This is a genomic window from Maribellus sp. YY47 (assembly GCF_023111095.1).
Taxonomy (GTDB): Bacteria; Bacteroidota; Bacteroidia; order Bacteroidales; family Prolixibacteraceae; genus Draconibacterium.
Map to the genome: position 1 here is coordinate 178,732 of NZ_JALGYW010000006.1, position 25,876 is coordinate 204,607.

Below are 25,876 nucleotides of genomic sequence, written 5' to 3' on the forward strand. Positions count from 1 at the left end.
ACAGAAATTTATACTATCTTTGCGCCACATTTTTCAAAAACAAATAAAGTAGAGTTATGCCAGTAAAAATGAGACTCGCGCGACACGGTCGCAAACGCTACGCATACTACCACATTGTAGTAGCCGATAGCAGGGCGCCACGAGATGGCAGGTATATTGAGCGGATTGGCACGTATAATCCGAATTCTAATCCTGCTACTATTGATCTCGATTTTGACAAAGCCTATGATTGGCTGGTTAAAGGCGCACAACCTACCGACACCGTTAAGGCTATTTTGTCTTACAAAGGTGTGTTGTACAAAAAACACCTGATGGGTGGAGTGAAAAAAGGAGCTTTTGATCAAGCAGAAGCTGAAAAACGTTTGGACAAATGGATGGCAGAAAAAGATGCCAAAATCCAGGCTAAAGTTGATCGTTTAGAAGGCGAAGTTGTTTCAGCCGCTAGAAAACAATTGGAGGCTGAAGTTAAGATCAAAGAAGACAGAGCTGCTGCTATTGCTGCTAAAAATGCAGAACTGGCCGCTGAAGCTCAAGCTGCTGCTGCCCAGGCAGAAGCAGAAGAAGCTCCTGAAACTGAAGCACCTGAAGCTTCAGCAGAAGAACAAGGTGCGGAATCTTAAGAAAGACTCACATCTTATGATAGAAAGCCATCCGTCAACTGACAGATGGCTTTTTTTCTGAAAGTCAATTTTTAAAAATGTCCAATTCTCAATGTAAAATATCCAACAAAATCCGGAAAATTGGATATTGGGAATTCTACATTGGATATTCTGGATAAGAGTAACCATTTTCACTTTCATTTCTGTTGGTGATTCCCCTGAATCATGATTGTTTTGTTGGATTAAACGGAAATACTCCTTTTAACTTTGTGTGTCTTTGTGAATTCTCTGTGGTTCTTTGTGTAGTCTTCTTCTGATGTATAATGAGCAAAGTACTTCAAAGAAAGGAAAGAGTACCTCAAAGTTTTTCTTCACACGATCGCTCTGTTTATATTCAACACAATTTGTCTATTTTTGAAGTATGGAAACAATACCAAAAACCGATTGCGAAAAAATAGGATTCTTCCGCAAAACACATGGTGTACACGGCGAAGTAGTGCTCGAATTCGAAGAGCATTTTGAATATTCGGTGGAAGAGGCTGAACGTTTTTTTGTGGAACTGGACGGTTTGCTGGTACCGTTTTTTATTGCTGAAGATGGCTTGCGCTTTAAGTCGTCGAAATCGGCGATCGTAAAATTCGACGGGGTAGATACCGAAAAATACGCCAAACGCCTGATTGGGGCTTCGGTGTACCTTTACCTGGATGAAATTGTGGATGAGCCGCTGGAAAACGAATCACTTCTAAAAGGCTTTGTTCTTTTTGATGAAGAAAAAGGGGAAATAGGAGAAATCGAACACGTTGACGATTATTCTGGAAATATAGTCCTGACCGTTCAGTATGGCAATGAAGAATTGTTGATTCCCTTTCATCCCGAGTTTGTGGTGGAAATCGACGAAGAACAAAAACGCCTTACCCTGAAACTTCCGGAAGGATTAATTGAGGGTTAAGCCCGGCTCGTAAGTTTCAATCTTCGTTCTCCACTCATTTGGAATAAGCTCCGATTTCTTGTGTTGCATATGGTAGCATACCAAAACGGTTGTGCATAACGCGGTAGGTTCGGTACCCCCCGCTTTAAAGAGTTGCTGTGTCATTTCCAGGCTCTTTTCGCCCAGCGACGAAATATGCGTGCGTACTTCAATTTCATCTTTGAGGTAAATGGGTTCGATATAATCCACTTTTACCGATGCAATTACCAGCCCCGTTTCTTCCCAGCTGATTAAGTTGCCCAATACGTGCTCAAAATAATTCAGCCGGGCCAGGTCAAAAAATTCCTGGTATTTTCCGTTATATACGTGCCCCATCAGGTCCACATCATTAAAACGAAGCTGAATAGCAGTGGTATGTATATCGCTCATATTTGTACGTATTTAACACAACAGATCGGAAATGTTGCCCGATTAAAATCCCTTTATTTGAAAAGAAGGATTAAAATTGAACTTTTTTTTCGATGTAATGCAACTTTGTGCCTGTTTGTCCGTCATTAGTGAAGTAATATTTAAAAATCAGAAATAATCACAAAATGAGATGGGTCTCGTTGAATAGATGCCGGGACCAGTTTCATTTTTTAGTTGAATAAATAACTTTATTGATATGAAAGCCAGAATTTTATTTTTTAGTCTGCTTGTTGCCGGACTATTTATTGCAAGTTCAGTAAAAGCTGAAGAGGAAACCCGCGATGTATCATCGTTTTCAGAAATTTCACTTCGTATTTCAGGGAAACTTTACCTGAAACAGGGAGAAAAACAGAGTGTAAGAGTAATTGCCAAAGAATCGGTTTTGAAAGACCTTATTACCGAAGTAAAAGGAAATGAGCTGGTGATTCGTTTCCCGAATTCCAATTTGTTTCAACGTAATTTCAATCCCGGGAAAATAGAAATCTATGTTACTGTTCCTGATGTTAGTGCATTGTCAGTTTCAGGTTCAGGCGATATTATTGCTGAAAAACTGGAAGCCCGGATTTTGAATCTGTCGCTGAGTGGAAGTGGAGGAATTCAAATCGGTTCGCTGGAATCGAGCAAACTGAAAGGCAGCATTTCCGGTTCGGGAAATATTGAAGTAGGTAGCCGTAACAAAGCTGATGAACTGAGCGTGACCATCTCTGGTTCAGGAAACTTCAACTCTGCAGGTTTTGAAGCCGAAGATATAAGTGTTACCATTGCCGGTTCCGGTAATTGCAATGTATTTTCGAACGGAACGATTAAAGCACGCATAGCCGGTTCGGGAAGTGTGTTTTACAAGGGAAATCCGAGTATCGATGCCTCCACTGCGGGTTCAGGAAAAGTAAAAGAAATGTAGCGTAAGCGTACATCATAATTTTCAAAAGCCATTGTAAGTTTTACGATGGCTTTTTTGTACAATAATTGACCATAATGTCTTAAATTGCTAATCAATTGTTCTAACTGTTAACTTAATTTCAACAACATGGGATTTTTAAAAGAATTTAAGAGTTTTGCAATGAAAGGCAATGTGCTCGATTTGGCCGTTGCTGTAATTATCGGTGGTGCTTTTGGTAAGATCATCACCTCGTTTGTAAACGATGTTTTGATGCCGCCTATTGGATTGCTTCTGGGGAATACCGATTTCAGCGACCTTCGACTTGTTTTGAAAACAGGTAAAGAAGCTGTGATGAATGGCGATCAGTTAGTAAGTCCGGCCGTTGCCGAAGTAACCATTAATTACGGTGTGTTTGTAAACACTGTGCTTGATTTTCTGATTGTTGCCTTCTCCATTTTCCTGGTGGTAAAGGCGTTTAACAAAATGAAAAAGAAAGAAGCAGCTGCTCCGCCTCCTGCTCCACCGGCACCATCGAAAGAGGAAGTATTGCTCACCGAGATCCGGGATATTTTAAAGGAAAAGAAATAAGCTTGTTTCAGCAATTTAAAGAAACTGCTTCTCCGTCATTCAATGGGAGGAGCAGTTTTTTTATTTCCGGATAATCTCGATTTGTCCGCCCGGCCCGAGTTTGATAATGCTCGAAGGTTTCGACGGAGTGCGGTCGTCTTGCCGGTATTCCACAATATAATCCACTGCATTTTTTATTTCTTCTGAAATCTCATCGAAGAAGGCAGGCGATTTTTCGCCGCTTATGTTGGCTGACGTAGAAACCAGCGGCCGGCGAAAACGTTGTAGCAACTGGCTTGTAAATGCTTCTTTGGTAAACCGTATCCCTATGCTGCCATCTGCTGCAATCAGGTTCGAAGCCAGGTTCTTTGCCTGCGGGTAAATCACCGTAAGCGGAGTGGTACTTATTTCCACCAGGTCCCAGGCTACTTCCGGAACTTCGCTCACGTAGCGGTCGAGCAAGGCCGGATTTTCCATTAATACCAGCATGCTTTTCGAGTCTTCACGCTTTTTTAGTTCGTAAATGCGCTTCACCGCTTCCGGGTTGGTAGCATCGCAACCAATTCCCCAAATGGTATCGGTGGGGTAAAGAATGATTCCCCCGCTTTTTAATACCTCCAGTGCTTTTTTTATATCTTCCTGCATCTTTCCCTTTTTTCAGAAAAACCTGTTTACTATTCTCACGCAAAGAACGCAAAAACTGTCATAAAGTTTGCCTGAGAATGATCTGGTGAGTGCGATTTATTATTTAGTTGAAATGTATTTTGTGAAAATCTGAATCAATTTTTATTCGCTATTTCAGTATATAAAGCCAGTAATTTCTTTGCATGCTCTTTGGCCTGAAATTCATTTGCTCTCTTTTTCCCTTTTTCAATCAGATTTAGCCTGAAATCGGTATTATTCAATATTTCGTAAATCGAATTTCCCAGTTCTTTTATGTCACCTGGAGAACACAGTACAGCTGCATCTCCAGCTGTTTCGGGTAAACAGGAAACATTCGAGGTGATCACCGGGCATCCGCTGGCCATGGCTTCGATCACGGGCAGGCCGAAACCTTCATATACCGAAATGTAAACCGATAACGTGGCAAGCTGATAAAAACCCGCCAGATCTTTTTCAGGAATATTTTTCAGGATGATTACGTTTTTCCGAAGGTTTTTCGCAGCCACGTATTTGTGAATGTCGTTGCAGTACGAGGTTGGATTGCCAATCATTACCAGCGGAATCTCCAGATTCTTTGCCTGTAGCGCCTTTAAAATGGAAAGCTGGTTTTTGCGTTCTTCGATGGTACCCACTGCCAGAATAAACTGATCGGGGAGGTGGTATTTTTCTTTTATTTTCCCGGTGTCAACTTTTTCAAAAAACAGCGGAGAAATCGCCTGGTGAATTACTTCTATTTTTTCGGGTGGTGTGCCGGTGTAATTCACAATATCTGCTTTGGTTTGCTCACTTATGGCAATAATCTTTGTTGCCGCTTTGCAGGCATATTTTACCTTGTAGCGATAGAGTAGCCGGTCAAAAAACTTATAGAACTCGGGGTAACGTATGAATACCAGATCGTGAATGGTAACCAGCGAAGGGATTGCGGTTTTGTGAATTCCGCGGGGTAACTCGTTGCTCAGTCCGTGGTATAAATCCACCTGACGTTCTTTCAGCTCGCCACTTATTTTAAAGTTTCTCCAATAAGCTTTCTTCAGTCCCGATAATTTTCGGGGCGGAGCCACAATTTCATAAGCTTCCTGCTGTTCGAGCATGGCAATTTTTTCCTCGGGGGTGAAAAGCGTGTAGTGGTTTTCCGGGAAATATTTAATAAGACCGTTTAGGGTGTTCCGGCTGTAATTTCCCAATCCTGAGGTGTTTAAAAAGGCTCTTTTTGCGTCGTATCCTATTTTCATAACGTTTGATTGGCTCTGTCTAAAATAGCAAAAAAAAGGCCGGGTTAACTCCCGGCCTTCATGATTTATGCGAATAAAAATGCTATGTATTCAATAATCAGCTGAAATACTGGATCTTTGCTTTTGCCGATTATTTAAAATCTTTTACCCCGCTAAAATCCAGTGTGGCAAAATAATCTTCCAGCGTTTCTGCGCGGCGGATTTCAATCACGTCTCCGTTTTCGCGCAGCAGAAGCTCAGCCGAACGAAGTTTTCCGTTGTAGTTAAAGCCCATCGAATGTCCGTGAGCACCGGTATCGTGAATCACCACAATATCATCGGGATCAATCTCCGGTAACATCCGGTCGATGGCAAATTTGTCGTTGTTTTCGCACAGCGAGCCGGTAACGTCGTACTTGGTGGTGGCAGGTTCGTTTTCTTTCCCCATCACTGTAATATGGTGATAAGCTCCGTAAAGTGCCGGGCGCATCAGGTTGGCCATACAGGCATCAAGTCCTGCAAACGATTTGTATGTTTTTTTAATGTGGCGAACTTTTGTAACCAGGTATCCGTAAGGTCCGGTAATAGCGCGGCCGAGCTCAAAGAATATCTTCAGCGGAGCCAGACCTTTGGCAACGATCATTTCGTCGTACAGCTTTTTAATTCCATCGCTCACAAAATTCAGATCAACGGGTTGTTCTCCCGGTTTGTAGGGAATACCTACACCGCCGCCGAGGTTGGCAAATTCGATGCGAACACCGGTTTTCTCGTACACCTCATCGATCAGGTTAAAAAGAATTTCAGCGGTTTCAACAAAATATTTCGGATCGAGCTCGTTGGAAGCCACCATGGTATGAATACCAAACCGTTCCACACCTTTTTCTTTCAAAATGCGGTAACCTTCGATGATCTGTTCGCGGGTAAAGCCATACTTGGCTTCTTCCGGATGACCGATGATCAGGTTGCCCTGTTTCAGGCTTCCCGGGTTGTAACGCATACAAATGGTTTTGGGCAGCCCCACGTGTTTTTCGAGGTAGTCGATGTGCGAAATATCATCGAGGTTGATAATAGCTCCCAGGTCTTCAGCCAGTTGAAATTCGTAGGCTGGCGTGTCGTTCGAAGTCAGTATGATTTCGTCGCCACTCATGCCAACTTGTTTGGCCAGCTCCAATTCGGCAACTGAACTACAATCGATTCCAAAACCTTCTTCCCGCAAAATTTTCATGAGGTAAGGATTCGGTGCCGATTTAATCGCGTAATATTCCTTAAAACCTTCGTTCCACGAAAATGCCTTGTTAAAATATCGTGCGTTTTCCCTCATCGCCTTTTCATCGTAAATATGAAACGGAGTGGGGTGGTTGGCAATAATTGTTTCCAGTTGTTCTTTGCTGAATGGTAGCTTTTTCGCTGTCATAATGTATTTTCAGTTTTGAGCTTACAAAATTAAACTTTCTGACTGATTTTTATAGAATTGATCTAAATAATGCAATTTCGAATTAACCGGAAATTTACATATTCCGGAAGCTACGAGTTGAGAGCCACGAGCTTTGTGCTTTTTGATCGCCTAAATACCCCGGGAGGGACTTACGTAGACTAACTTTTTTCTTCAGACTTCAAGCTTATATCTTAAATCCCAAATGACCGGTGACCAATGGCTAACTTTCTTCCACCAAACTCATGGCTGCGCGAATTCCGTCGGCAGCGCTGGAAACAATACCTCCCGCGTAACCGCTTCCTTCTCCAACCACATACAGATTTTCGAAACCTTCGCAAAGTCCGTTTTTTTCGCGAATCACCTGGATGGGTGAAGACGTTTTGCTTTCGAAACCCAGCAGGTTTCCCTGTTCAAAACCACGCATCTTTCGGATAAAATCCTGCAATCCGGCCTGCATCGATTGAACCACGGGCGCGGGAAGCAGGTTCCAAAGTGGCGCCTGTACCAGCCCAAGCGGATAGCTACTTTCCAGTTGGGTGGGTTTGCTTTTCTGATTCAGAAATGCTGCAATACTGCAAGCAGGAGCTGAGTAACCTCCAGCAAAATTGTAAAAAAGCTCTTCCAGTTTCTGCAGCTGGTCGAGGGCTTCAACGGGAGAAACCGTTTTCCCGGCGATTTCATCGGGATGGATGCCTGCCACGCAGGCTGCATTTGCAAACATTCCGTTGCGTTTGTAATAGCTCATCCCGTTTACAATGTTGGTATTTTCGTAGGCTGCTGCCGGAACCACGGTTCCTCCCGGGCACATGCAAAACGAAAATACCTGGTGCGTTCCGTCGGCCGGAGAAGTGAGCCGGTACTCGGCGGCTTTTACTCCCGGAAGCACGGGTTTTCCCCATTGTGCAATGTTGATGATTTCCTGTTTGTGTTCCATGCGGCTGCCAATCGCAAAATTCTTGGTGCGGAAAGGAACTCCACGGCGAATCAGCATTTTATAGGTTTCGTATGCCGAGTGTCCCGGGGCAATAAAAACGGCATCGGCCTCCAGGTTCCCGGCAGAAGTGACGACCTCGCTTACTGTACCGTTGATGATTTTCAGGTCTTCCAGCTGTGTTTCGAAAAGCATGCGGCCTCCCAGTTCTTCAAAGTCATGTCGCAGGTTTTGAACGATTTTTCGCAGGTTGTCGGTACCCAGGTGCGGATGTGTCATGTAGATGATCTCGGCAGGTGCTCCGGCTTTTACATAGCTTGAAAGAATAAAATGTTTCTCCTTGGAAATGTGCTTTGAACGCGAAGTCAGCTTTCCGTCCGAGAAAGTACCGGCGCCGCCTTCGCCAAAAGCATAGTTGTTTTGGGTGTTGAAAATTCCGCTTCGTTCGAAATGCGAAATCGCTTCACCGCGCTTTTTAACGTCGGAGCCGCGTTCGATCAGTGTAACAGCAAAACCGGCTTTCTGCAAAACAAAGGCATTAAAAAAACCTGCCGGGCCACTGCCAACCACAACAATCTTTTTGTTTCGTTTTTTGAACGGAATCAGCAATTCTTCCTGGTCTGGAGAGTCGTCACCTTTTATGTGAGGTGAATTAACCAACACTCTTACCAGCCAGAAAATATTTTTTTTATTCCGGGCATCCAGACTTTTACTTTCTGTTTGAAAAGTAAAATCCCGAATGTTCAGTTGACGAGCTATTTGCTCTTTTAGTTGTTCTTCTGAGTAATTAGTGGGTAGTTTTAAACTGATCGCCTTTGTTCCCATACCATATAATTTCGACTCAAAAGTAGGTATTCGACAGGTTATTTGGAACAATCCGGGAACTTCCTGTAAAATTTAATGTAACTGATTCAGGTTTCGTGCGTCTGTTCTTATGTGATGAGAATCAATCGAAATACCGAAAGCGGAAAACGATAATTCATTCACCGGAGATAACGCTTCGTTCGTCGAATAATTAATGCTGATTTCAGGTGATTTCATCACTTTTAATGCAGAAAACAAAAAACAAAAGCAATTCAAGCCATGATTAGTCTTAAAAATGTTCACAAATCTTATGTTACCGGCAGCAATTCGCTTCATGTGCTGAAAGGTATCGATCTGGAAATTCAGAAAGGCGAGTTTGTTTCGATTATGGGCTCTTCGGGTTCGGGAAAATCGACCCTTTTGAATATTCTGGGAATTCTGGATAACTACGACGATGGTGCCTACTATCTGAATGGTTCGCTGGTGAAAGATATGTCGGAAAAAAAAGCTGCTCAGTTGCGGAACGAACTGGTTGGTTTTGTGTTCCAGTCATTCAATCTCATTTCCTTTAAAAATGCCATGGAAAATGTGGCGCTTCCGCTTTACTATCAGGGAGTGAACCGCAAAAAACGCAACAAAATTGCCTTGGAGTATCTCGATAAAGTAGGGCTTCTGGATTGGGCAGAACATTTGCCCAACGAAATGTCGGGTGGACAGAAACAACGTGTGGCTATAGCCCGCTCGCTGATTTCGCAGCCCAAAATCATTTTTGCAGATGAACCAACCGGAGCCCTCGACACCACTACTTCGTACGAAGTGATGGAGATACTGAAGGAGATCAACGCAGGAGGAATCACTGTGATTCTGGTGACGCATGAGCACGATATAGCTGCGATGACGCAAAAAATCGTTCGGTTGAAAGACGGCCGTATCGATCAGATCATCAAAAACGGCGATCTGAAACACTTTCAGCATCAATATGCCAAGGAGCTGGAAACCGCATAAAGAGTATCCAGTCGCAGTCTCAGTTTTCAGTTCGTTTCGCTGAACTTTGAATGCTAAACTTTAAACTAAAAAACAATGTTCGATATCGATAAATGGCAGGAGATCTTTGCCACCATCAAAAAGAATAAAATGAGAACCTTTCTCACCGGGTTCAGTGTTGCATGGGGGATTTTCATGCTAATGATCCTTCTCGGGTCGGGAAATGGTTTGAGCAACGGAGTTTCTGAAAATTTTATGCGCGATGCCGTAAACGCCATGTGGTTGTGGAGTGGTCGCACCAGTATCCCATACCAAGGATTAAAAGAAGGCCGCGACATTCGTTTTACCAATGCCGATTACGATGTGCTAAAGGATCTGGAAGGAATTGAATATACATCGGGGCGCTATTACATTGGTGGAAATAAATTTTCGTACGGAAATGAATACGGCGAATACACGGCCATTACCTGTCATCCCGATTTAAGAGAAGTAGAGAATATTGAAATTGTTGAAGGCCGGTTTATTAACCAGGTCGATATTAATGAAACACGAAAATCGGTGGTGCTGGGCAAAGATATCTACGATGCTTTGTTCAAAAATAAAAATGCCATTGGTGAGTATGTGCGTGTCAACAACATTCCGTTTAAAGTAGTGGGAATTTGCAAGGAAGGCGGTGGCACGCGTCACCGCAATGCTTACATTCCGGTAAGCACCGGGCAAAAAGTATTTAACGGCTCCAACCGCCTGCATAATTTTGCATTGACGATTAATGCTACAACCCTGGAAGAAAGCCAGGCCATTGAGCAACGGGTTCGTGAAACGTTAGCCCGTAAACACAAATTCGAAGCTTCGGACGAATCGGCAATGGGGTCGTATAACAAGTTGGAAGATGTTATTCAAACCATGAAAATATTCCAGGCCATCAAGATTTTTATCTGGATTATTGGTACAGGAACCTTGATCGCCGGCGTGGTGGGCGTTAGCAATATTATGCTGATTGTGGTGAAAGAGCGCACCAAGGAAATTGGAATTCGCAAAGCGATTGGTGCAAGCCCGTCGTCAGTAATTGGTTTGGTTTTACTGGAATCGATTCTGATCACAACGGTTGCCGGGTACATTGGTCTGGTAATGGGAACCGGCCTGATGGAGCTGATCAACCTGGTGGTTGAAAAACAGTACGAGATTTCTGCTGCCACTAACGGTGGTAATGGTGAAACCATATTCCGGAATCCGACGGTTGACCTTGGAGTTGCGATGACTGCGACGCTTTTGTTGGTGGTTGCCGGAGCTATTGCAGGCTATATTCCTGCAAAACGTGCTGCGCGTATTAAACCCATTGAAGCGCTGCGGGATGAATAAAAGAGACTCTCTGAACTTTGAACTTTAAACACTGAACTAAAATGTTTGATTTAGATCTTTGGAAAGAAATACTGAGCGCCCTGAAAAAGAACCGGATGCGAAGTTTTATGACAGCTTTCGGGGTGTTTTGGGGAATATTTATGCTGATCATCATGTCGGGAGCCGGAAAAGCTTTGGAGAATGGAGTAATGGACGGGATCCGGGCATTTGCTTCCAACTCTGCCTTTTTCTGGACCGAGCGTACGAGCAAGCCTTACAAAGGATTTCAGCGCGGAAGGCAATGGAATTACACCAACACCGACATTGAATACATAAAAGCAAATGTAAAAGACATTGAATACCTCTCACCGCGTTTGTTTGGCCCAAGAGGCTATGAAGGCGACAATACCATCAGAGGCAAGAAAACAGGTTCGTTCAATATTTACGGCGACTATCCTGAATTCTTTAAGATTGATCCGTGGACACCGCTAAAAGGGCGCTTGATCAACCAAATCGATATTATACAAAGCCGCAAAGTGGTAAACATTGGCGAACGTGTTGTGGAAGTAATGTTTGATAAGGACGAAGACCCGATCGGGCAGTATCTGAAAATCAACGGGGTTTATTTCCAGGTAGTAGGAGTGATAAAGGGTGAAACACGCGTAAACATTGGCGGTGGAAGAAAAAACGAAACCATTATTATGCCTTTTACTACGATGCAAAAGACCTACAATTTTGGCGACGATGTTCACTTCTTTTCAGTTACATCGGCTCCCGGAGTTCCGGTTAGCAGGGTTGAAGCACGCCTGAAGGAACTTCTGAAAAGCAAGCATAAAATTGCACCTGATGATATGCAGGCAGTGGGTTCGTTTAACATTGAAGTGGAGTGGAAAAAATACATGGGCCTTTTTACCGGGATTCAGATTTTAACCTGGATCGTCGGAATCGGTACCCTGATGGCCGGAGTAATCGGTGTCAGCAATATTATGCTGGTGATTATTAAGGAACGTACGCAGGAAATTGGAATTCAACGAGCCATTGGAGCTACACCGGGCAAAGTGATAATGCACATCGTGGCCGAGAGTGTTTTTCTGACGGTGATGGCAGGTTACATCGGGCTGGCGCTGGGTGTTGGTTTGCTCGAATTGCTGAATATGGCGCTGGAAGCCGCCAGTTCGGATGCCGATTCGATTTTCTTCCGTTCACCCGAAGTGAGTTTCCAAATGGCAGTAGGGGCACTTTCGGTACTGGTGATTTCCGGAATACTGGCGGGATTGATACCCGCCAAAAGAGCCGTTAGTATCAAACCGATCGATGCGTTAAGAGACGAGTAAAATAAACATGGAATTAATTAACTGAAAACAAAAAACAATAGCAACATGAAAAAGATTGTAAGATACCTGGGAATTGCGATTTTGATCGCAGCGTTTGGAGGAACCCTTTTCTTCCTGTATAACAAGTCAAAAAAGAAACAGGATTTCTTTGAAAACAAAAATCCGTTTTACAGCGATGTAGTAATGAAAACCGTGGCAACCGGTTCGGTTGTACCACGTTACGAAATTGAGATAGTGCCACAGGTTTCGGGGATTATCGACGAGCTTTATGTGGAAGCCGGAGATAAAATTGCCAAAGGACAGGTAGTGGCCCGTATCAAAATTATTCCGGATATGGTTACGTTAAATGCCGCTGAAACCCGGTTAAACAGGGCAAAGATTAGTTACGAAGATGCCCAGATTGATTACGACCGCCAGCAGAAGCTTTTTGACAAAAACGTAATTTCTTACGAAGAGTTTAAAGCATCTAAAGTAACGTTCGATTCAGCCAGGGAAGAATTGTCGGCAGCAGAAAATAATCTCGAATTAATTCAAAATGGTGTAACAAAAAAGGCAGCAACGGCTACCAATACGCTGGTGCGTTCAACTATTGATGGCATGGTACTCGATGTTCCAATAAAAGTTGGGAACTCAGTTATTCAGGCCAACACCTTTAATGCCGGTACCACCATTGCTTCGGTTGCCGATATGAAAGACATAATTTTTGAAGGGAAAGTGGACGAAACCGAAGTGGGGAAAATTAAGGAAGGAATGCCGATTGAGCTGGAAATTGGCGCCATCGATAAAGAAAAATTTGATGCCGTACTGGAATATATTTCACCCAAGGGTGTTGAAGAAAACGGAGCCATTCAGTTTGAAATAAAGGCAAATGTGCAGCTGAAAGAGGGGCAGTTTATCCGTGCCGGTTATAGCGCCAATGCCAACATCGTTCTGGAGAAAAAAGATCATGTGATGGTGATTCCGGAAGGCTTGCTGCAGTTTGATAACGACTCGTCGTTTGTGGAAATTAATACCGGAACTGACGAAGAACCGGCGTATGAAAAACGCATGGTAAAAACCGGTTTGTCTGACGGGATTAATATTGAGATTACAGAAGGTCTGAAAATGGAAGATAAAGTGAAGGGTGAGAAGATCGATCCAAAGGCGATGAAACAAAACAACAGTAAGGGCTAGGCTTAGTTAGTTCCAAAGGTTTATGTAAATTAGTCGAAACAAAAAACAATAAAAAATGAAGAATCTTTTAACCTTACTGATCGGAGTGATGGGGCTTTTGTTGGTGACAACTGTAAATGCTCAGGAAGCGTGGGACCTGCAAAAGTGCTTCGATTACGCTATTGAGAACAACCTCCAGATCAAAAGGCAGGTATTAAATACGCAGTATTACCAAAATCAAGTCAGTCAGGCAAAGTCAGATAAGTTGCCCAATCTGAATGCTCAGGTCGGAAATGATTTCAGCTTTGGCCGGTCGCTGACCTACGATAACACTTACGATAACATTAATTCAACGGGTCTTTCAGGTGGCGTAAGTACGAATTTGCCTCTTTTCAGTGGAATGACGCTTACTAACACCGTGAAACAGCGCGAGCTGGATCTTCTGGCAACGATTCAGGATTTGCAAAAAACAAAAGATGACATTATGCTATCTATTGCAGCCGAATATCTTCAGATTCTTTTTGCTGAAGAAGTACTGCTGGTGGATTCCGCAAACATTGAAGTAACCAAACAGCAACTTGACAGGTCAAGGCAATTGGTAAATGCTGGTAGTCTGGCCAAAGGAGCGATGCTCGAAATTGAAGCACAGCTGGCTCGCGAGGAGTTACAATTGGTAAACGATCAGAACAGTCTTCAGTTGGCATATCTGAATCTCTATCAGTTTCTGGATCTGCCGATGGCTGAGAGTTTTAAAATTGAAAAACCAACCCTTCCCGATATAAAGGCCAACCTTACGATGATGAATGCCTTAGATGTATTTAGCAATGCCATCAATGTGAGGCCCGAGATTAAAGCCGCTCAATTGCGTGTTGAAAGTGCAATGAAACAGTTGGAGATTGCGAAAGGATCAGGAATGCCATCATTAAGTTTTGGGGGAAATCTTTACGACAATTACAACAATAAATACTTTGATCTGAACGGAGAACGCATCGGTTTTGGGGAACAATTTAAAAACAACTACCGGGCCAGTGTTGGACTTACGCTGACGATACCGATTTTCAACCGCTTCCAGGTGAAGAACGGCATTGCCAATTCCCAAATACAGATTTCTGATTACCAATATCAGTTGCAGATGGCGCGTAATGTTTTGAGAAAAGATATCGAATTGGTTTATACCAATGCTTTGGCAGCGCTTAACCGTTACCTTTCTACGCAAAAGGCTGTAACTTCCATGAAAGAAGCTTTTCGTTATACCGAGGAAAAGTTTAATGTGGGAATGATCAATTCCGTGGAGTACAATCAGAGTAAAAATAACCTGGCAACCGCGCAGTCGGATCTGATACAGGCCAAATACGAGTACATTTTCCGTGCTAAAATATTAGATTTCTACAACGGTGTACCCATCACCTTGTAGTGAATCATGCTTGAACATTGTTTTTTGTGCCCTGGCGGTTTCCGTCAGGGCTTTTTGTTGCCTGATTGTTGGGTTGAAAACGAGGATTGGCCGGGAATTGATACAGATCATCCGAATAATTATTTGCAAGCTTTATTGTGTTGGGTATATTGTAAGTGAAAGAAAACGGCGGTTTAAGCATGGATTGCTCTGTGGTCGGGTATTGCGTTAAAATTAATTCTTAGCCGTTTTGTTCCTGCCAGCTGTTTTAATGATTATTTTGGGACGACTTAAAACAACTAAATCGTAATGCTATGTTCAAAATTAAATTATTAGCCTTTCTTTTTATATTCAGTACTTTTTATGTTTTTGCTCAGGATGACAACGGCGTTATGTCGATGAGTGAGTTTAGATTTCCGAAGCAACGCCACATCATCCAAATTCCCGGATTCGACGGATACCAAACACTCAAAGGCGATTTCCACATGCACACCGTTTTTTCTGACGGACAGGTTTGGCCTACGATCAGGGTGCAGGAAGCCTGGCAGGAAGGGCTGGATGTAATGGCCATCTCGGATCATATCGAATATACGCCACATTCGAAAGACGTTGTGGTGGATTACAACCGTACGTATGAAATTGGCAAGGGTATGGCCGCCGAAAACAATATTATACTAATTAAGGGCAACGAAATTACACGCAACACTCCTCCCGGCCACTTTAATGCCATTTTTATCGGAGATTCTAAGGATTACATTGCAGACAGGGATAATGCGAAAGACAAAGACGCTGTGATGAAAGCTGCCGATCAGGATGCTTTTATTTTCTGGAACCACCCCGGTTGGAAAGTGAGTTCGATTGATGGTTCTTACGAATGGATTGATCTGGTGGATGAGTTGTTCAAAGAAAAAGTTTTGGGGGGAATTGAAGTTTTTAATGGCTTCGGATTTCATAAAAAAGCACTCGACTGGTGTGTTGATAATGACTTGACAGTGATGGGATCGACAGATAATCATAACGTTATAGCTTACAATTATGATTTCGAAGGAGGAGCGCACCGGACCATGACACTGCTTTTTGCAAAAGATCGGACTGCAGAGTCGGTGCGTGAAGCGCTGGAAGAAGGCCGCACCGTAGCCTGGTCGACAAAATACATTGCAGGAAAGGAAGAATGGGTGAGCAAACTGTTTTATGCCAGCGTGGAAATTGGCCCGAGCTTTCATTCAAAAGAAGGGAAAGAAAAAAGCACTAAGTTCTACGAGATAAAAAATAACAGCGATTTGTATTTTGAAATGGAGCTTAAAACAGGTAAGGGGACCAAAAATATTACGCTATATCCGCAATCGTCTCAGGTTTTGACCGCACCTGAAGGACAGGATAAGCTGACCTACGAAGTGGTGACTGCCTTTGTGCGCAGCGACAAAAATCTTGTGGTAGATATTCCGTTAAAGTAAAGGAAGAATTATTCTTCTGCGTGTTTTGGGACTTTTCCTGAAAATATCAGAAACAGCCTGTAAGTTATGTATTTACAGGCTGTATTAATGGTGCACGCATTGGGTCGATCTTTTCTTATTCGGTTATTTGAGGGTTTGGTGGCAAAAGTCCCGAATGTCCGTTCGGGTAGTTGCTTTGCTCTACATTTGTATAATAGCGGTATTGCCATATTTTCTGAACCATCGCGTTAGTGCCCCGGGAGTAAACATTGAAAATTTTGGTTAATCTTGTAATACGCAATGTTTTATTAAACTGACTAACAAGGATTATATGCAAAAAAACATTCTTCTTTTACTCGTAATTTTTGTATCACCCGTGCTTGCCATGTGTCAGCGAGGCGAAAAAAAGGCTTCTGAAACCCATGCAATAGTAATCGATCCCGGCAAAACCATGCAAACTGTTGAAGGCTGGGGAAGTTCACTTTGTTGGTGGGCCGGCCAGGTTGGCGATTGGGAAGAGTCGAAAGTTGATAGTATCATCGATATCATCACCTCGCCCGATCACCTGAACATGAACATTTTTCGGTATAACATCGGAGGTGGCGATGATCCTTCTCATGCCGACGGGCACATGGTAAAAGGAAAAGGGAAACGTGCTGAAATGGAGGGTTTCAAAGCAACTGAACAGTCTGATTATAACTGGGAGGCAGACAAAGCACAACGAACCATTATGCTGAAGATTCGGGAGAAAAGGCCCGATGCTGTTTTTGAAGCTTTTAGCAACTCACCTCCTTATTGGATGACTTACAGCGGATGTTCGGCCGGGAATGACGATGCGAACAAGGACAACCTGAAACCCGAATATTACGAAGCGTTTTGTAACTACCTGCTCGACGTTTGTAAGCACTATAAAGAAGTTTACGGTATCGAATTTAAAACACTGGAGCCGTTTAACGAGGCTACATCGAACTATTGGTACAATCAGGGTAGCCAGGAAGGTTGTCATTTTGAGCCGGAAACCCAGATGAAGATCATCCGCATGCTTTATCCAAAATTGCAGGCAACAGGAATGAAAACGGTCATTTCTGCATCCGATGAAACCAACATCGCTTCATTTATTCGGGTGTTGAAGGCGTATTCTGAAGCTGGGGATATTTTGGATAAAGTTGGTCAGTTAAATACGCACACGTATTCGGGTAGCAACCCCGAAAGAATAAAAGCGAATCAACTGGTACGTGAGATCGGGAAAGAATTCTGGCAATCGGAAACTGGACCCGGAGGGTGGCCGGAACGGGCAGGGGGATTTAAGAATAACCTCTTGCTTGCCCGTAAAATGTTTGACGATCTGAACCTGATGCAGCCGCAAGCCTGGCTCGACTGGCAGTTAATGGAAGAGAACAACGATGTTTGGTGTTTAATGCGTTGTGATTTTAAAACTCAGGAATACGAAATAGTGAAGAACCTGTACGTTAGAATGCAGATTACCAGATTTATCAAACAGGGATACACTTTGCTGAGTACTGATTGTGAATCGGCACTGGTTGCTATCAGCCCTGATAAGAGCGAAATTGTTGTGGCTGTGAATAACCCGACAGAGAATGAAAACCGGTTTTCAGTCGAGCTTGGTAAACTAAGCGGGCAGTTAAAAGCAGCAGAAGCATACAGAACGGGTACGGGCGAGAATTGCCAGAAACTTCCCTCTCTTCCGTTCGACGGGAAAACAGTCAATTATCTGGCGCCCGCAATTTCTTTAACCACTTTTGTCTTTACCTTGAATTAAACAGTAGCAGTATTTCTGAGCGGATAAAAATGAGGAAGACATTAAATCTATTGTTGTCATTCAATTAACTATACTAAAAAGATATATTTGTTTGTGTGTTTAACCTGAATCAATAAACTAAGCTCTATGAAACCGACATTGGTAGGATTACTTTTATTTTTCGTATTTCCCTCAGTCGCAAACCAACTTTTTCATGCAAAAAAAGATTCCGTTATCAGTACTTTTAATAAGGACTATGTGTATCATGTGAAAAAGGCCCGTTCTGAAATCAGGATCGATGGTGTTATTGATGAGGCAGACTGGCTGGCTGCGCAGAAGGCCGACAAATTTTTTAAGGTTTTGCCGGTTGATACCGGTTTGGCATCGCAACCCTCAACCATGATGATGACATACGACGACAAGGCTTTATATGTGGCGCAGATTTTTTATGATACCATTCCCGGGAAAAGGGTGATGGAATCGTTCCGGCGCGATTTTGTTTTTGGAAACAACGATAATCTCCTGATATTTTTCGATACGTTTTTGGATCAGACCAACGGATTTTCGTTTGGCGTTTCAGCTTCCGGAGCCAAATGGGACGGCACGATGAGTAACGGCAGTGCGGTGTCGCTCGACTGGGATTGCAAGTGGGAATCGAAAACCAAGCATTACGACGACCGATGGGTGACGGAAATGCGAATTCCTTTCAAGTCGGTTCGCTATCCGGCCGGAAGTAAAAGGTGGTATACCAATTTTAGCCGCCTCGATTTGAAATCGAACGAAAAATCGGCATGGGCACCCGTTCCGCGGCAATTTCCTACGGCTTCGCTAGCATATACCGGAGTGATGGAATTTGAAGAACCGCTTCCAAAATCGAAAACACAATTTTCATTTATTCCGTACTTATACGGAGGTGTTGCAAAAGACTATGAGGCAGGTACCGGCACCGACTACCGGAGCGATTTTGGCTTTGATGCCAAAATTGGATTGTCTTCGTCGATGAATCTTGACCTGACTTACAATCCCGATTTTGCACAGGTAGAAGTCGATCGTCAGATTGCCAACATCGATCGGTTTGAGTTATTTTTTCCTGAAAAAAGACAGTTCTTTCTCGAAAACGGAGATCTTTTCTCGAATTATGGAAACCAAACAGCCACTCCTTTTTTCTCCCGCCGGATTGGATTGGATGCTCCGGTATTGGCCGGTGCACGCTTAACCGGAAAAATCGGCAACGACTTTCGTTTGGGATTGATGACGATGACCACCGAGAAAACCACCGATTTCCTGTCGCGCAATTTTACTGTGGTTTCTCTGCAAAAGAAAGTTTTTGCCCGGTCCAATATTGGTTTTATTGCCGTAAACAAGCAGTATTTCGATGTCCCTTCCGATACCAGCATGTATAACCGCGTGTTAGGTGTTGATTACAACCTGGCAAGCGCCAATAATTTCTGGGCCGGTAAGTTCTACTACCACCGGTCTTTTCAGCCCGAAAGTCCGGATAAACAATATTCTCAGGGGGCATCAGTTACCTACAAAACCAAGCATCTGGTGCTCGCCTTGAACGAAACATCCGTAGGCGAAAATTACCGGGCCGAGGCCGGTTATGTGACACGAAGCGGTTATAATTTCCTGGGAACGCAAACCCAGTATAACTTTGTGCCGAACAGATGGATCGTAAGTCACGGTCCGGATATTCAGATTGAGAATTATTTCGACAAAGACTACGATAAAATTGAGCACGAGTACGACTTCTCTTACAATTTTGTATTTCAGGACCGTTCAGAGCTCGAATTTTCCTATCAGAACTATTTTGTGGAATTACAAACCGATTTTAATCCCACCAGCGATGCGGTGAATTTCCTTCCCAAAGGATCAGCCTATCATTTTGGAGCGGTAACGGCTGAGTTTACTTCCACCCGCAAAACACTTTTTAACTGGAAGGCTGAAGCCACAAAGGGATCGTTTTACAGTGGCGATATTCAGTTTGTGCAAGGAGAAATTGGTTACCGCTTTCAACCGTATGTGAACCTGACCATGAATTTCAACTACACTGACATGGACTTGGGAGATACTTTCGACCGCGAACAGTTTTTTCTGATCGGTCCGAAGATGGATATTACATTTTCAGATAAAGTCTTCTGGTCGACATTTGTTCAGTATAACGAACAGATTGATAACCTGAATATTAATTCGCGGTTTCAGTGGCGGTATCAGCCGGTTTCAGATATTTACCTCGTTTATACCGACAATTATTTTACCGGAAACTGGAACTCTCGCAATCGCGCCATCGTACTCAAAATGACTTATTGGTTCAATTAAAAAAGTGTGTTTTAACAGCGATTAAGAAATTTCTTACCTTATTGTTAAACCGGATTTCGGGACTTTCAAAAATTTCCGGGTGTGCGAAAATAGATTATCTTTGCGATCCTTAAACGGTTTGACAATGAATTGTTTAAGTTTATAAATTTTGTAACTATAAAACTCAATTAAAATGAAAGTAACAGTAGTTGGAGCAGGTGCAGTGGGAGCAAGTTGTGCCGAATATATTGCCATTAAAAATTTTGCAGATGAGATTGTATTGATCGACATCAAAGAAGGTTTTGCCGAAGGTAAAGCAATGGATTTGATGCAAACGGCATCGTTAAATGGTTTCGACTCTGCCATTGTTGGTTCTACTAACGATTATTCAAAAACTGCCGGAAGCGATGTGGCAGTAATTACAAGTGGTATTCCGCGTAAACCGGGTATGACTCGCGAAGAGTTGATCGGTATTAACGCCGGAATTGTAAAAGACGTGGCTACAAAATTAATTGCCGAGTCACCCAATGTAGTCATTATTGTAGTGAGCAACCCGATGGATACAATGGCGTACCTGGCACACAAAGCTACAGGTCTGCCTAAAAACCGTATCATTGGTATGGGTGGAGCATTAGACAGCGCCCGTTTCAAATACAGACTGGCTGAAGCAATCGGTTGTCCTCAGTCGGATGTAAGTGCAATGGTAATCGGTGGTCACAGCGATACAGGTATGGTTCCGTTGATCGAAAAAGCAGTAGTAAACAGTGTTCCTGTTTCTGAATTCCTGTCGGAAGAAAAAATGGCTGAAGTAGTGGAAGCTACGAAAGTTGGTGGTGCAACACTTACTAAATTACTGGGAACAAGTGCATGGTATGCACCCGGAGCAGCTGTATCTGAATTGGTAAAAGCAATCGCACTCGATTCTAAAAAAGTATTCCCTTGCTCAGCGCTTCTTGAAGGTGAATATGGATTAAGCGACATCTCAATTGGTGTGCCTTGTGTAATTGGCAAAAACGGTATCGAAAAAGTATTGGAAATCGAACTTTCTGATGCAGAGAAAGCTAAACTGGTTGACAGCGCCGAAGGTGTTGCAGCAGTTAATGCTCTTCTGTAACAGCGATAAAAAATTATTAGTATAAAAAGGCGGTTGATCCATTCGGGTCAGCCGTTTTTTATTATGTTCGTTTATTTTTATACCATGCGAACTAAAATTCCAATAAAAATAATTGAACTCGAACACAGCAACTTTCATTTGCTGGTAAGCAGTAATTTTTACGATGAAACCGAAGGGATGTGGGTTATTGATACCGGCGCTTCCAAATCGGTGTTTGATCAGAATCTTGAAAAATACGTGGCCCGGGTTGAGGAGCGTACCGAAGATCTGCATTCGGCCGGAATAGGCGCCGAGCCTATGAAAAGTAGCTTGTGCACACTTAAAGACATCAGCTTTGGCAAGCTAAAAGTGACTGCAATGGGCGCGGCTTTGCTCGATTTAAATCATATTAATGAGTTGTATGCCAATGCAACTGATGTGCAGATTTGTGGTTTGCTTGGAGGCGATTTTCTGATGAAGTACCGTGCTGTTGTCGATTACAAAAGGGAGCTGCTGATATTAAGGTCGTAAGGCTTCAAATTCCATCCTGGTTTCGGGCGCTACTTCGCTGATATAGGTTTCGAGTAAAGTTTCCCGGAAATGATTTTCGCTCCAGTTTCCGTTTAGTCGCTCTTCTGTTTCTTTCCAGACAAATACCAAGGCTTCTGTTGTTTTATTTTCAACATTAATGGAAGCGGAGATGCATGCGTATTCGTCTCCTTCATAAAATTTCAGAATTTCCAGTGAACGATCGTCTACATTCAGCAAAATTTTCCCCTTAACCGTTGATCCATTGTTGAATACAATTGCCGGATAGTCTGCTCCCGAAATTGCAAAACGCCTGAAATCGGGCAAAATCCCGTCTTTCATCGGAAAGGTTGTTCCGGTGAGCGCTTCAACCACCTCGGGAAAAAGAAGAGATCCGTAAACAAATACATGTTGCATAAAATATCGGTATGAAAACAACTGCCTCAAATTTAATAGCTTCAGATTTGGAAACCACAGGGATTTCGGTATATTTGCTCCGCTAATTTTTAACGTGTTGAAGATAAGACTGAACATATCGAGGAAGTTACTGATCAGGCTGGCATTTTTTGCCGCATTGATCGGAGCTGCCGTTTTGATGGATGCTTATCTGGAAAAGAATCCGGCGCAACTGGACGATATTCAGGCCAGCTCTGACAGTCATAGTACCAATCAGGGAGAAGTTTACGTTTTGGCACAGGCCAATCCGATTTCGGCAAAAACATTTGTTCAGAAAACACCAACACGGAAGCAGCATTCTGAAGCACACGATAAATTTCTGCGGCAATTTTATTCGGTCCGGAATTACCAGGTGCTTAAAGCTGAGGTGGTTCAGCAAACATCACCCTTAATTGCTGCGTATCATTACCTCATTTATCAGAGCCATTCGCTTTCCCCCGACGAAGATCCCTTGGCTTAATTTTCAGACCTTACATGCGGGAAAGCCCGTAGATGGAGTCGATCTGTCGTGTTGTAAACGACATGTTATCCTTATTAATTCAAGAAATAAACAATAAATCAAACATTTAAAATTTAATTGAAATGCAAAACAAAGGTGCAATTTTAACTTTTGCAATTCTGTTGGCAGCTGTTAGTTTCTACCAGTTATCTTTTACCTGGAAGTCACAGCAAATCAAAAAAGCCGCTGTAGAATATGCACAAGGCGATCCTGATAAGGAATTTCATTATCTGGATTCAATGGCCGGAGAAGTAGTGTATAACTTTTTCGGGCTGAAAAAATTTACTTACAAAGATGTTCGTGAGCTGGAGTTAAACCTGGGTCTTGACCTTAAGGGAGGTATGAACGTAACCCTTGAAGTAGAGGTGAAAGACATCATTCGTGCGATGGCAAACTATAGTACGGATGAAACTTTCGTTAAGGCTTTGGCCAAGGCCGATGAAAAGAAAACGAATTCACAGGAAGATTATGTGTCGCTTTTCGGAAAGGCTTTTGAAGAGATTGATCCGAATGCAAAACTGGCATCTATCTTCAATACGCTTGAATTGCGTGACCGTGTGAATTTCAGTTCAACCAATGCCGAAGTGCTTGACGTTATCCGCAAGGAAACCGATGCCGCGATTGATAATGCATTCAACATTATCCGTACCCGTATCGACCGTTTTGGGGTAGCTCAACCCAACATTCAGCAGTTGCAAACCCGTGGCCGTATCCTGGTTGAACTTCCGGGAGTGAAAGACCAAAACCGTGTTCGTACGCTGCTGCAGGGAACCGCCAACCTGGAATTCTGGGAAACCTACGAAAACCAGGAAGTTTATCAGTATCTTCTGCTGGCTAACGAAAAAATTCGCGAGTTGGATGCCGTAAAGGTTGAACAAACCACTAACGAAGACGTAGCTGAAACTCCTGCTGCGGAAAAAGATACTACTGCCGCAAATGCATTGCTGGCAGAGATGCAGGACGAAAGTGCCGCAGATACTTCGGCTGCCGGAATCGATAACATGGCGAATTTTCAGAAACAATATCCGTTGTTTGCCGTGCTGAATCCAAGCACCGATCAAACCGGACAGTTATTCAAAGGTCCCGCTGTGGGTATTGCACAGGCGAAAGATACTATGGCTGTAAATGCCTATCTGAATAATCCACAAATCAGAAGCCTTTTCCCACGAGACCTGAGATTTGCATGGACTGCAAAATCGATGGATCAGGCAGGTACGCTGTATCGTCTGATTGCACTAAAAGTGACAACACGCGACGGACGTCCTCCGCTGGATGGCGAAGTAATTACCGATGCCCGTCAGGACTTCGATCAAATGGGATCGAACCCGGAAGTTTCGATGCAGATGAACAGCGAAGGAGCTAAAATCTGGCAGCGTATGACCAAGGAAAACGTGGGTAAATCTATCGCTATTGTTCTTGACGGGTATGTACGCTCGTTCCCGACAGTTAACGGAGAAATCCCCGGCGGTCGTTCAAGCATCACCGGTTTGGAAAGTATTGAAGAAGCAAAAGACTTGGCTAACGTGTTGAAATCGGGTAAAATGCCGGCTCCTGCACGTATTATCCAGGAAGATATCGTTGGTCCTTCACTGGGACAGGAAGCGATCAACAGTGGTTTGATCTCGTTTGTGATTGCTTTTGTTTTGGTACTGGTTTACATGTTGTTCTTCTATAGTAAAAATGCAGGTTTGGCAGCAAACATTGCACTGGTTGCCAACATGCTTTTCATTTTTGGTGTTCTGGCTTCACTGGGAGCCGTTCTTACATTACCCGGTATCGCCGGTATCGTACTTACTATCGGTATGTCGGTGGATGCCAACGTACTGATTTACGAACGTGTGCAGGAAGAACTTCGTGCCGGTAAGGGCATTAAACTGGCAATTACCGACGGTTATAAAAACGCTTATTCTGCCATTATCGACGGTCAGGTAACAACCTTGTTAACTGGTATCGTACTTTACCTGTTTGGTTCAGGTCCGATCAAAGGTTTTGCTACCACGCTGATCATTGGTATCCTTACTTCGTTGTTCTCAGCTATCTTCATCACCCGTTTGATTTTCGAATGGCAATTGAAAAAAGGCGGACGCATTTTGTTTACATCTTCGATTACCGACAACTGGTTGCGCAATACACATATTAAGTTCCTGGAAAAAAGAAAGATTGCCTACGTTATTTCGGGGGCATTGATTGTACTTTCGATTGGTTCGTTGGTGGTTCGCGGATTAAGTTATGGGATTGACTTTAAAGGAGGTAGAACCTATGTAGTTCGTTTCGATCAGGATGTGAAAGTTTCTGATGTACAGAACGCTTTGGCCGTTGTGTTTGATGGTGCGCCTGAAGTTAAAACTTATGGCGAGTCAAACCAGGTAAGAATTACCACAGACTATAAAATTGAAGATAATAGCGAAAACATCGACAATGAGGTAGAGGCTTTGTTGATGAAAGGACTGAAAGATGGAGGATTACTTGACCAGGGAGTAACGCTGGAGCAATTTACCGATAATTACCAGCAGAGTTCACAAAAAGTGGGACCAACCATTTCTGATGATATCCGTAAAGAGTCGGCCATTGCCATTGGTTTCTCCCTGCTTATCATCTTCCTGTATATTCTGGCTCGTTTCCGGAACTGGCAGTACGGTCTTGGTGCTGTTGCTGCTTTGGCACACGACTCACTGATTGTATTGGGTATTTTCTCTTTGCTCGCCGGTGCACTTCCATTTTCACTGGAAATTGACCAGGCTTTCATTGCAGCTATTTTGACGGTGTTGGGATACTCGATCAACGATACTGTGGTTGTTTTCGACCGTATCCGTGAAGTGATGGGGTTACATCCGAAACGTCGTTCGGAAGAAAACATGGACGAAGCGATGAACAGTACACTGCGTCGTACATTCAGTACTTCGTTGTCAACTTTCGTTGTTTTGCTGGCGATCTTCCTCTTTGGCGGCGCCACCATTCAGGGCTTTACTTTTGCCTTATTGATTGGTGTGGTTGTTGGTACCTATTCATCAATTTTTATTGCAACACCTATTGCTTACGATACACGTAACCGGGTGAATAAAGTAATTGAAAAGAGAAATAAATAGTTTGATCCACTAAGACTAAATATAATTGCCGGAAGTT

General features: G+C 43.2%; 22 protein-coding genes. 16 read left to right on the forward strand and 6 right to left on the reverse strand.

The window, feature by feature from the left end; translation table 11 throughout:
• The first annotated feature begins 56 nt into the window (after positions 1–56).
• Positions 57–620, forward strand: a complete 564-nt coding sequence (locus tag MR764_RS06775) for a 30S ribosomal protein S16 (RefSeq protein ID WP_247978650.1) — start codon at positions 57–59, stop codon at positions 618–620.
• A gap of 400 nt (positions 621–1,020) precedes the next feature.
• A complete protein-coding gene (gene rimM / locus MR764_RS06780; RefSeq protein ID WP_247978651.1) occupies positions 1,021–1,548 on the forward strand; it encodes a ribosome maturation factor RimM in 528 nt (175 codons plus the stop codon).
• Here rimM and MR764_RS06785 read toward each other — a convergent pair.
• On the reverse strand, positions 1,534–1,956 hold the full coding sequence (locus MR764_RS06785; protein ID WP_247978652.1) for an acyl-CoA thioesterase: 423 nt from the start codon (positions 1,954–1,956) through the stop codon (positions 1,534–1,536). The two genes, rimM and MR764_RS06785, sit on opposite strands and share 15 nt — an antisense overlap.
• A 235-nt stretch (positions 1,957–2,191) precedes the next feature.
• On the opposite strand from MR764_RS06785, the gene MR764_RS06790 reads away from it, so the two are divergent.
• Positions 2,192–2,896, forward strand: coding sequence for a head GIN domain-containing protein (locus tag MR764_RS06790; RefSeq protein WP_247978653.1), 705 nt, complete (start codon positions 2,192–2,194; stop codon positions 2,894–2,896).
• A 126-nt stretch (positions 2,897–3,022) separates the two neighbouring features.
• Positions 3,023–3,463: a large-conductance mechanosensitive channel protein MscL gene (mscL, locus tag MR764_RS06795; RefSeq protein WP_247978654.1), complete on the forward strand. Its 441-nt coding sequence runs from the start codon at positions 3,023–3,025 to the stop codon at positions 3,461–3,463.
• 60 nt (positions 3,464–3,523) lie between these two features.
• On the opposite strand, the gene MR764_RS06800 is transcribed toward mscL, so the two are convergent.
• The 4 genes from MR764_RS06800 to MR764_RS06815 form a co-directional block, all read right to left on the reverse strand.
• On the reverse strand, positions 3,524–4,087 hold the full coding sequence (locus MR764_RS06800; RefSeq protein WP_247978655.1) for an L-threonylcarbamoyladenylate synthase: 564 nt from the start codon (positions 4,085–4,087) through the stop codon (positions 3,524–3,526).
• Between the two features lie 134 nt (positions 4,088–4,221).
• Entirely contained in the window at positions 4,222–5,337 is a 1,116-nt protein-coding gene (locus MR764_RS06805) for a glycosyltransferase family 1 protein (protein ID WP_247978656.1), read from the reverse strand.
• Between the two features lie 130 nt (positions 5,338–5,467).
• Entirely contained in the window at positions 5,468–6,730 is a 1,263-nt protein-coding gene (locus tag MR764_RS06810) for a diaminopimelate decarboxylase (RefSeq protein WP_247978657.1), read from the reverse strand.
• A gap of 241 nt (positions 6,731–6,971) precedes the next feature.
• Entirely contained in the window at positions 6,972–8,507 is a 1,536-nt protein-coding gene (locus tag MR764_RS06815; protein WP_247978658.1) for an FAD-dependent protein, read from the reverse strand.
• Between the two features lie 258 nt (positions 8,508–8,765).
• On the opposite strand from MR764_RS06815, the gene MR764_RS06820 reads away from it, so the two are divergent.
• The 10 genes from MR764_RS06820 (at position 8,766) to MR764_RS06865 (ending at position 21,801) form a co-directional block, all read left to right on the forward strand.
• On the forward strand, positions 8,766–9,491 hold the full coding sequence (locus tag MR764_RS06820; protein ID WP_247978659.1) for an ABC transporter ATP-binding protein: 726 nt from the start codon (positions 8,766–8,768) through the stop codon (positions 9,489–9,491).
• 75 nt (positions 9,492–9,566) lie between these two features.
• Positions 9,567–10,829, forward strand: coding sequence for an ABC transporter permease (locus MR764_RS06825; RefSeq protein ID WP_247978660.1), 1,263 nt, complete (start codon positions 9,567–9,569; stop codon positions 10,827–10,829).
• Between the two features lie 41 nt (positions 10,830–10,870).
• Complete coding sequence (locus tag MR764_RS06830) at positions 10,871–12,142, forward strand: ABC transporter permease (RefSeq protein WP_247978661.1); 1,272 nt, start codon at positions 10,871–10,873, stop codon at positions 12,140–12,142.
• A gap of 45 nt (positions 12,143–12,187) precedes the next feature.
• Positions 12,188–13,315, forward strand: coding sequence for an efflux RND transporter periplasmic adaptor subunit (locus tag MR764_RS06835; protein ID WP_247978662.1), 1,128 nt, complete (start codon positions 12,188–12,190; stop codon positions 13,313–13,315).
• A 55-nt stretch (positions 13,316–13,370) separates the two neighbouring features.
• Positions 13,371–14,708 carry a TolC family protein gene (locus MR764_RS06840; protein ID WP_247978663.1) on the forward strand — a complete coding sequence of 446 codons (1,338 nt, stop codon included), beginning with the start codon at positions 13,371–13,373 and terminating at the stop codon, positions 14,706–14,708.
• 293 nt (positions 14,709–15,001) lie between these two features.
• On the forward strand, positions 15,002–16,141 hold the full coding sequence (locus tag MR764_RS06845; RefSeq protein ID WP_247978664.1) for an Sb-PDE family phosphodiesterase: 1,140 nt from the start codon (positions 15,002–15,004) through the stop codon (positions 16,139–16,141).
• A gap of 310 nt (positions 16,142–16,451) precedes the next feature.
• Positions 16,452–17,900, forward strand: a complete 1,449-nt coding sequence (locus MR764_RS06850) for a glycoside hydrolase (protein WP_247978665.1) — start codon at positions 16,452–16,454, stop codon at positions 17,898–17,900.
• Between the two features lie 126 nt (positions 17,901–18,026).
• Entirely contained in the window at positions 18,027–20,198 is a 2,172-nt protein-coding gene (locus MR764_RS06855; RefSeq protein ID WP_247978666.1) for a DUF5916 domain-containing protein, read from the forward strand.
• A gap of 172 nt (positions 20,199–20,370) precedes the next feature.
• A complete protein-coding gene (locus MR764_RS06860) occupies positions 20,371–21,291 on the forward strand; it encodes a malate dehydrogenase (RefSeq protein WP_247978667.1) in 921 nt (306 codons plus the stop codon).
• An 84-nt stretch (positions 21,292–21,375) separates the two neighbouring features.
• Positions 21,376–21,801, forward strand: a complete 426-nt coding sequence (locus tag MR764_RS06865; RefSeq protein WP_247978668.1) for an aspartyl protease family protein — start codon at positions 21,376–21,378, stop codon at positions 21,799–21,801.
• Here MR764_RS06865 and MR764_RS06870 read toward each other — a convergent pair.
• The gene (locus tag MR764_RS06870; protein WP_247978669.1) at positions 21,790–22,215 is read right to left on the reverse strand and encodes a gamma-glutamylcyclotransferase family protein; all 426 of its coding nucleotides are present in this window, start codon (positions 22,213–22,215) and stop codon (positions 21,790–21,792) included. The genes MR764_RS06865 and MR764_RS06870 overlap by 12 nt on opposite strands.
• Positions 22,216–22,312: 97 nt before the next feature.
• Between MR764_RS06870 and MR764_RS06875 the strand changes: the two genes are divergently transcribed.
• Both MR764_RS06875 and secDF read left to right on the forward strand, forming a co-directional pair.
• A complete protein-coding gene (locus MR764_RS06875; protein WP_247978670.1) occupies positions 22,313–22,714 on the forward strand; it encodes a hypothetical protein in 402 nt (133 codons plus the stop codon).
• A gap of 122 nt (positions 22,715–22,836) precedes the next feature.
• Entirely contained in the window at positions 22,837–25,839 is a 3,003-nt protein-coding gene (secDF, locus tag MR764_RS06880; RefSeq protein WP_247978671.1) for a protein translocase subunit SecDF, read from the forward strand.
• Positions 25,840–25,876 lie beyond the last annotated feature (37 nt).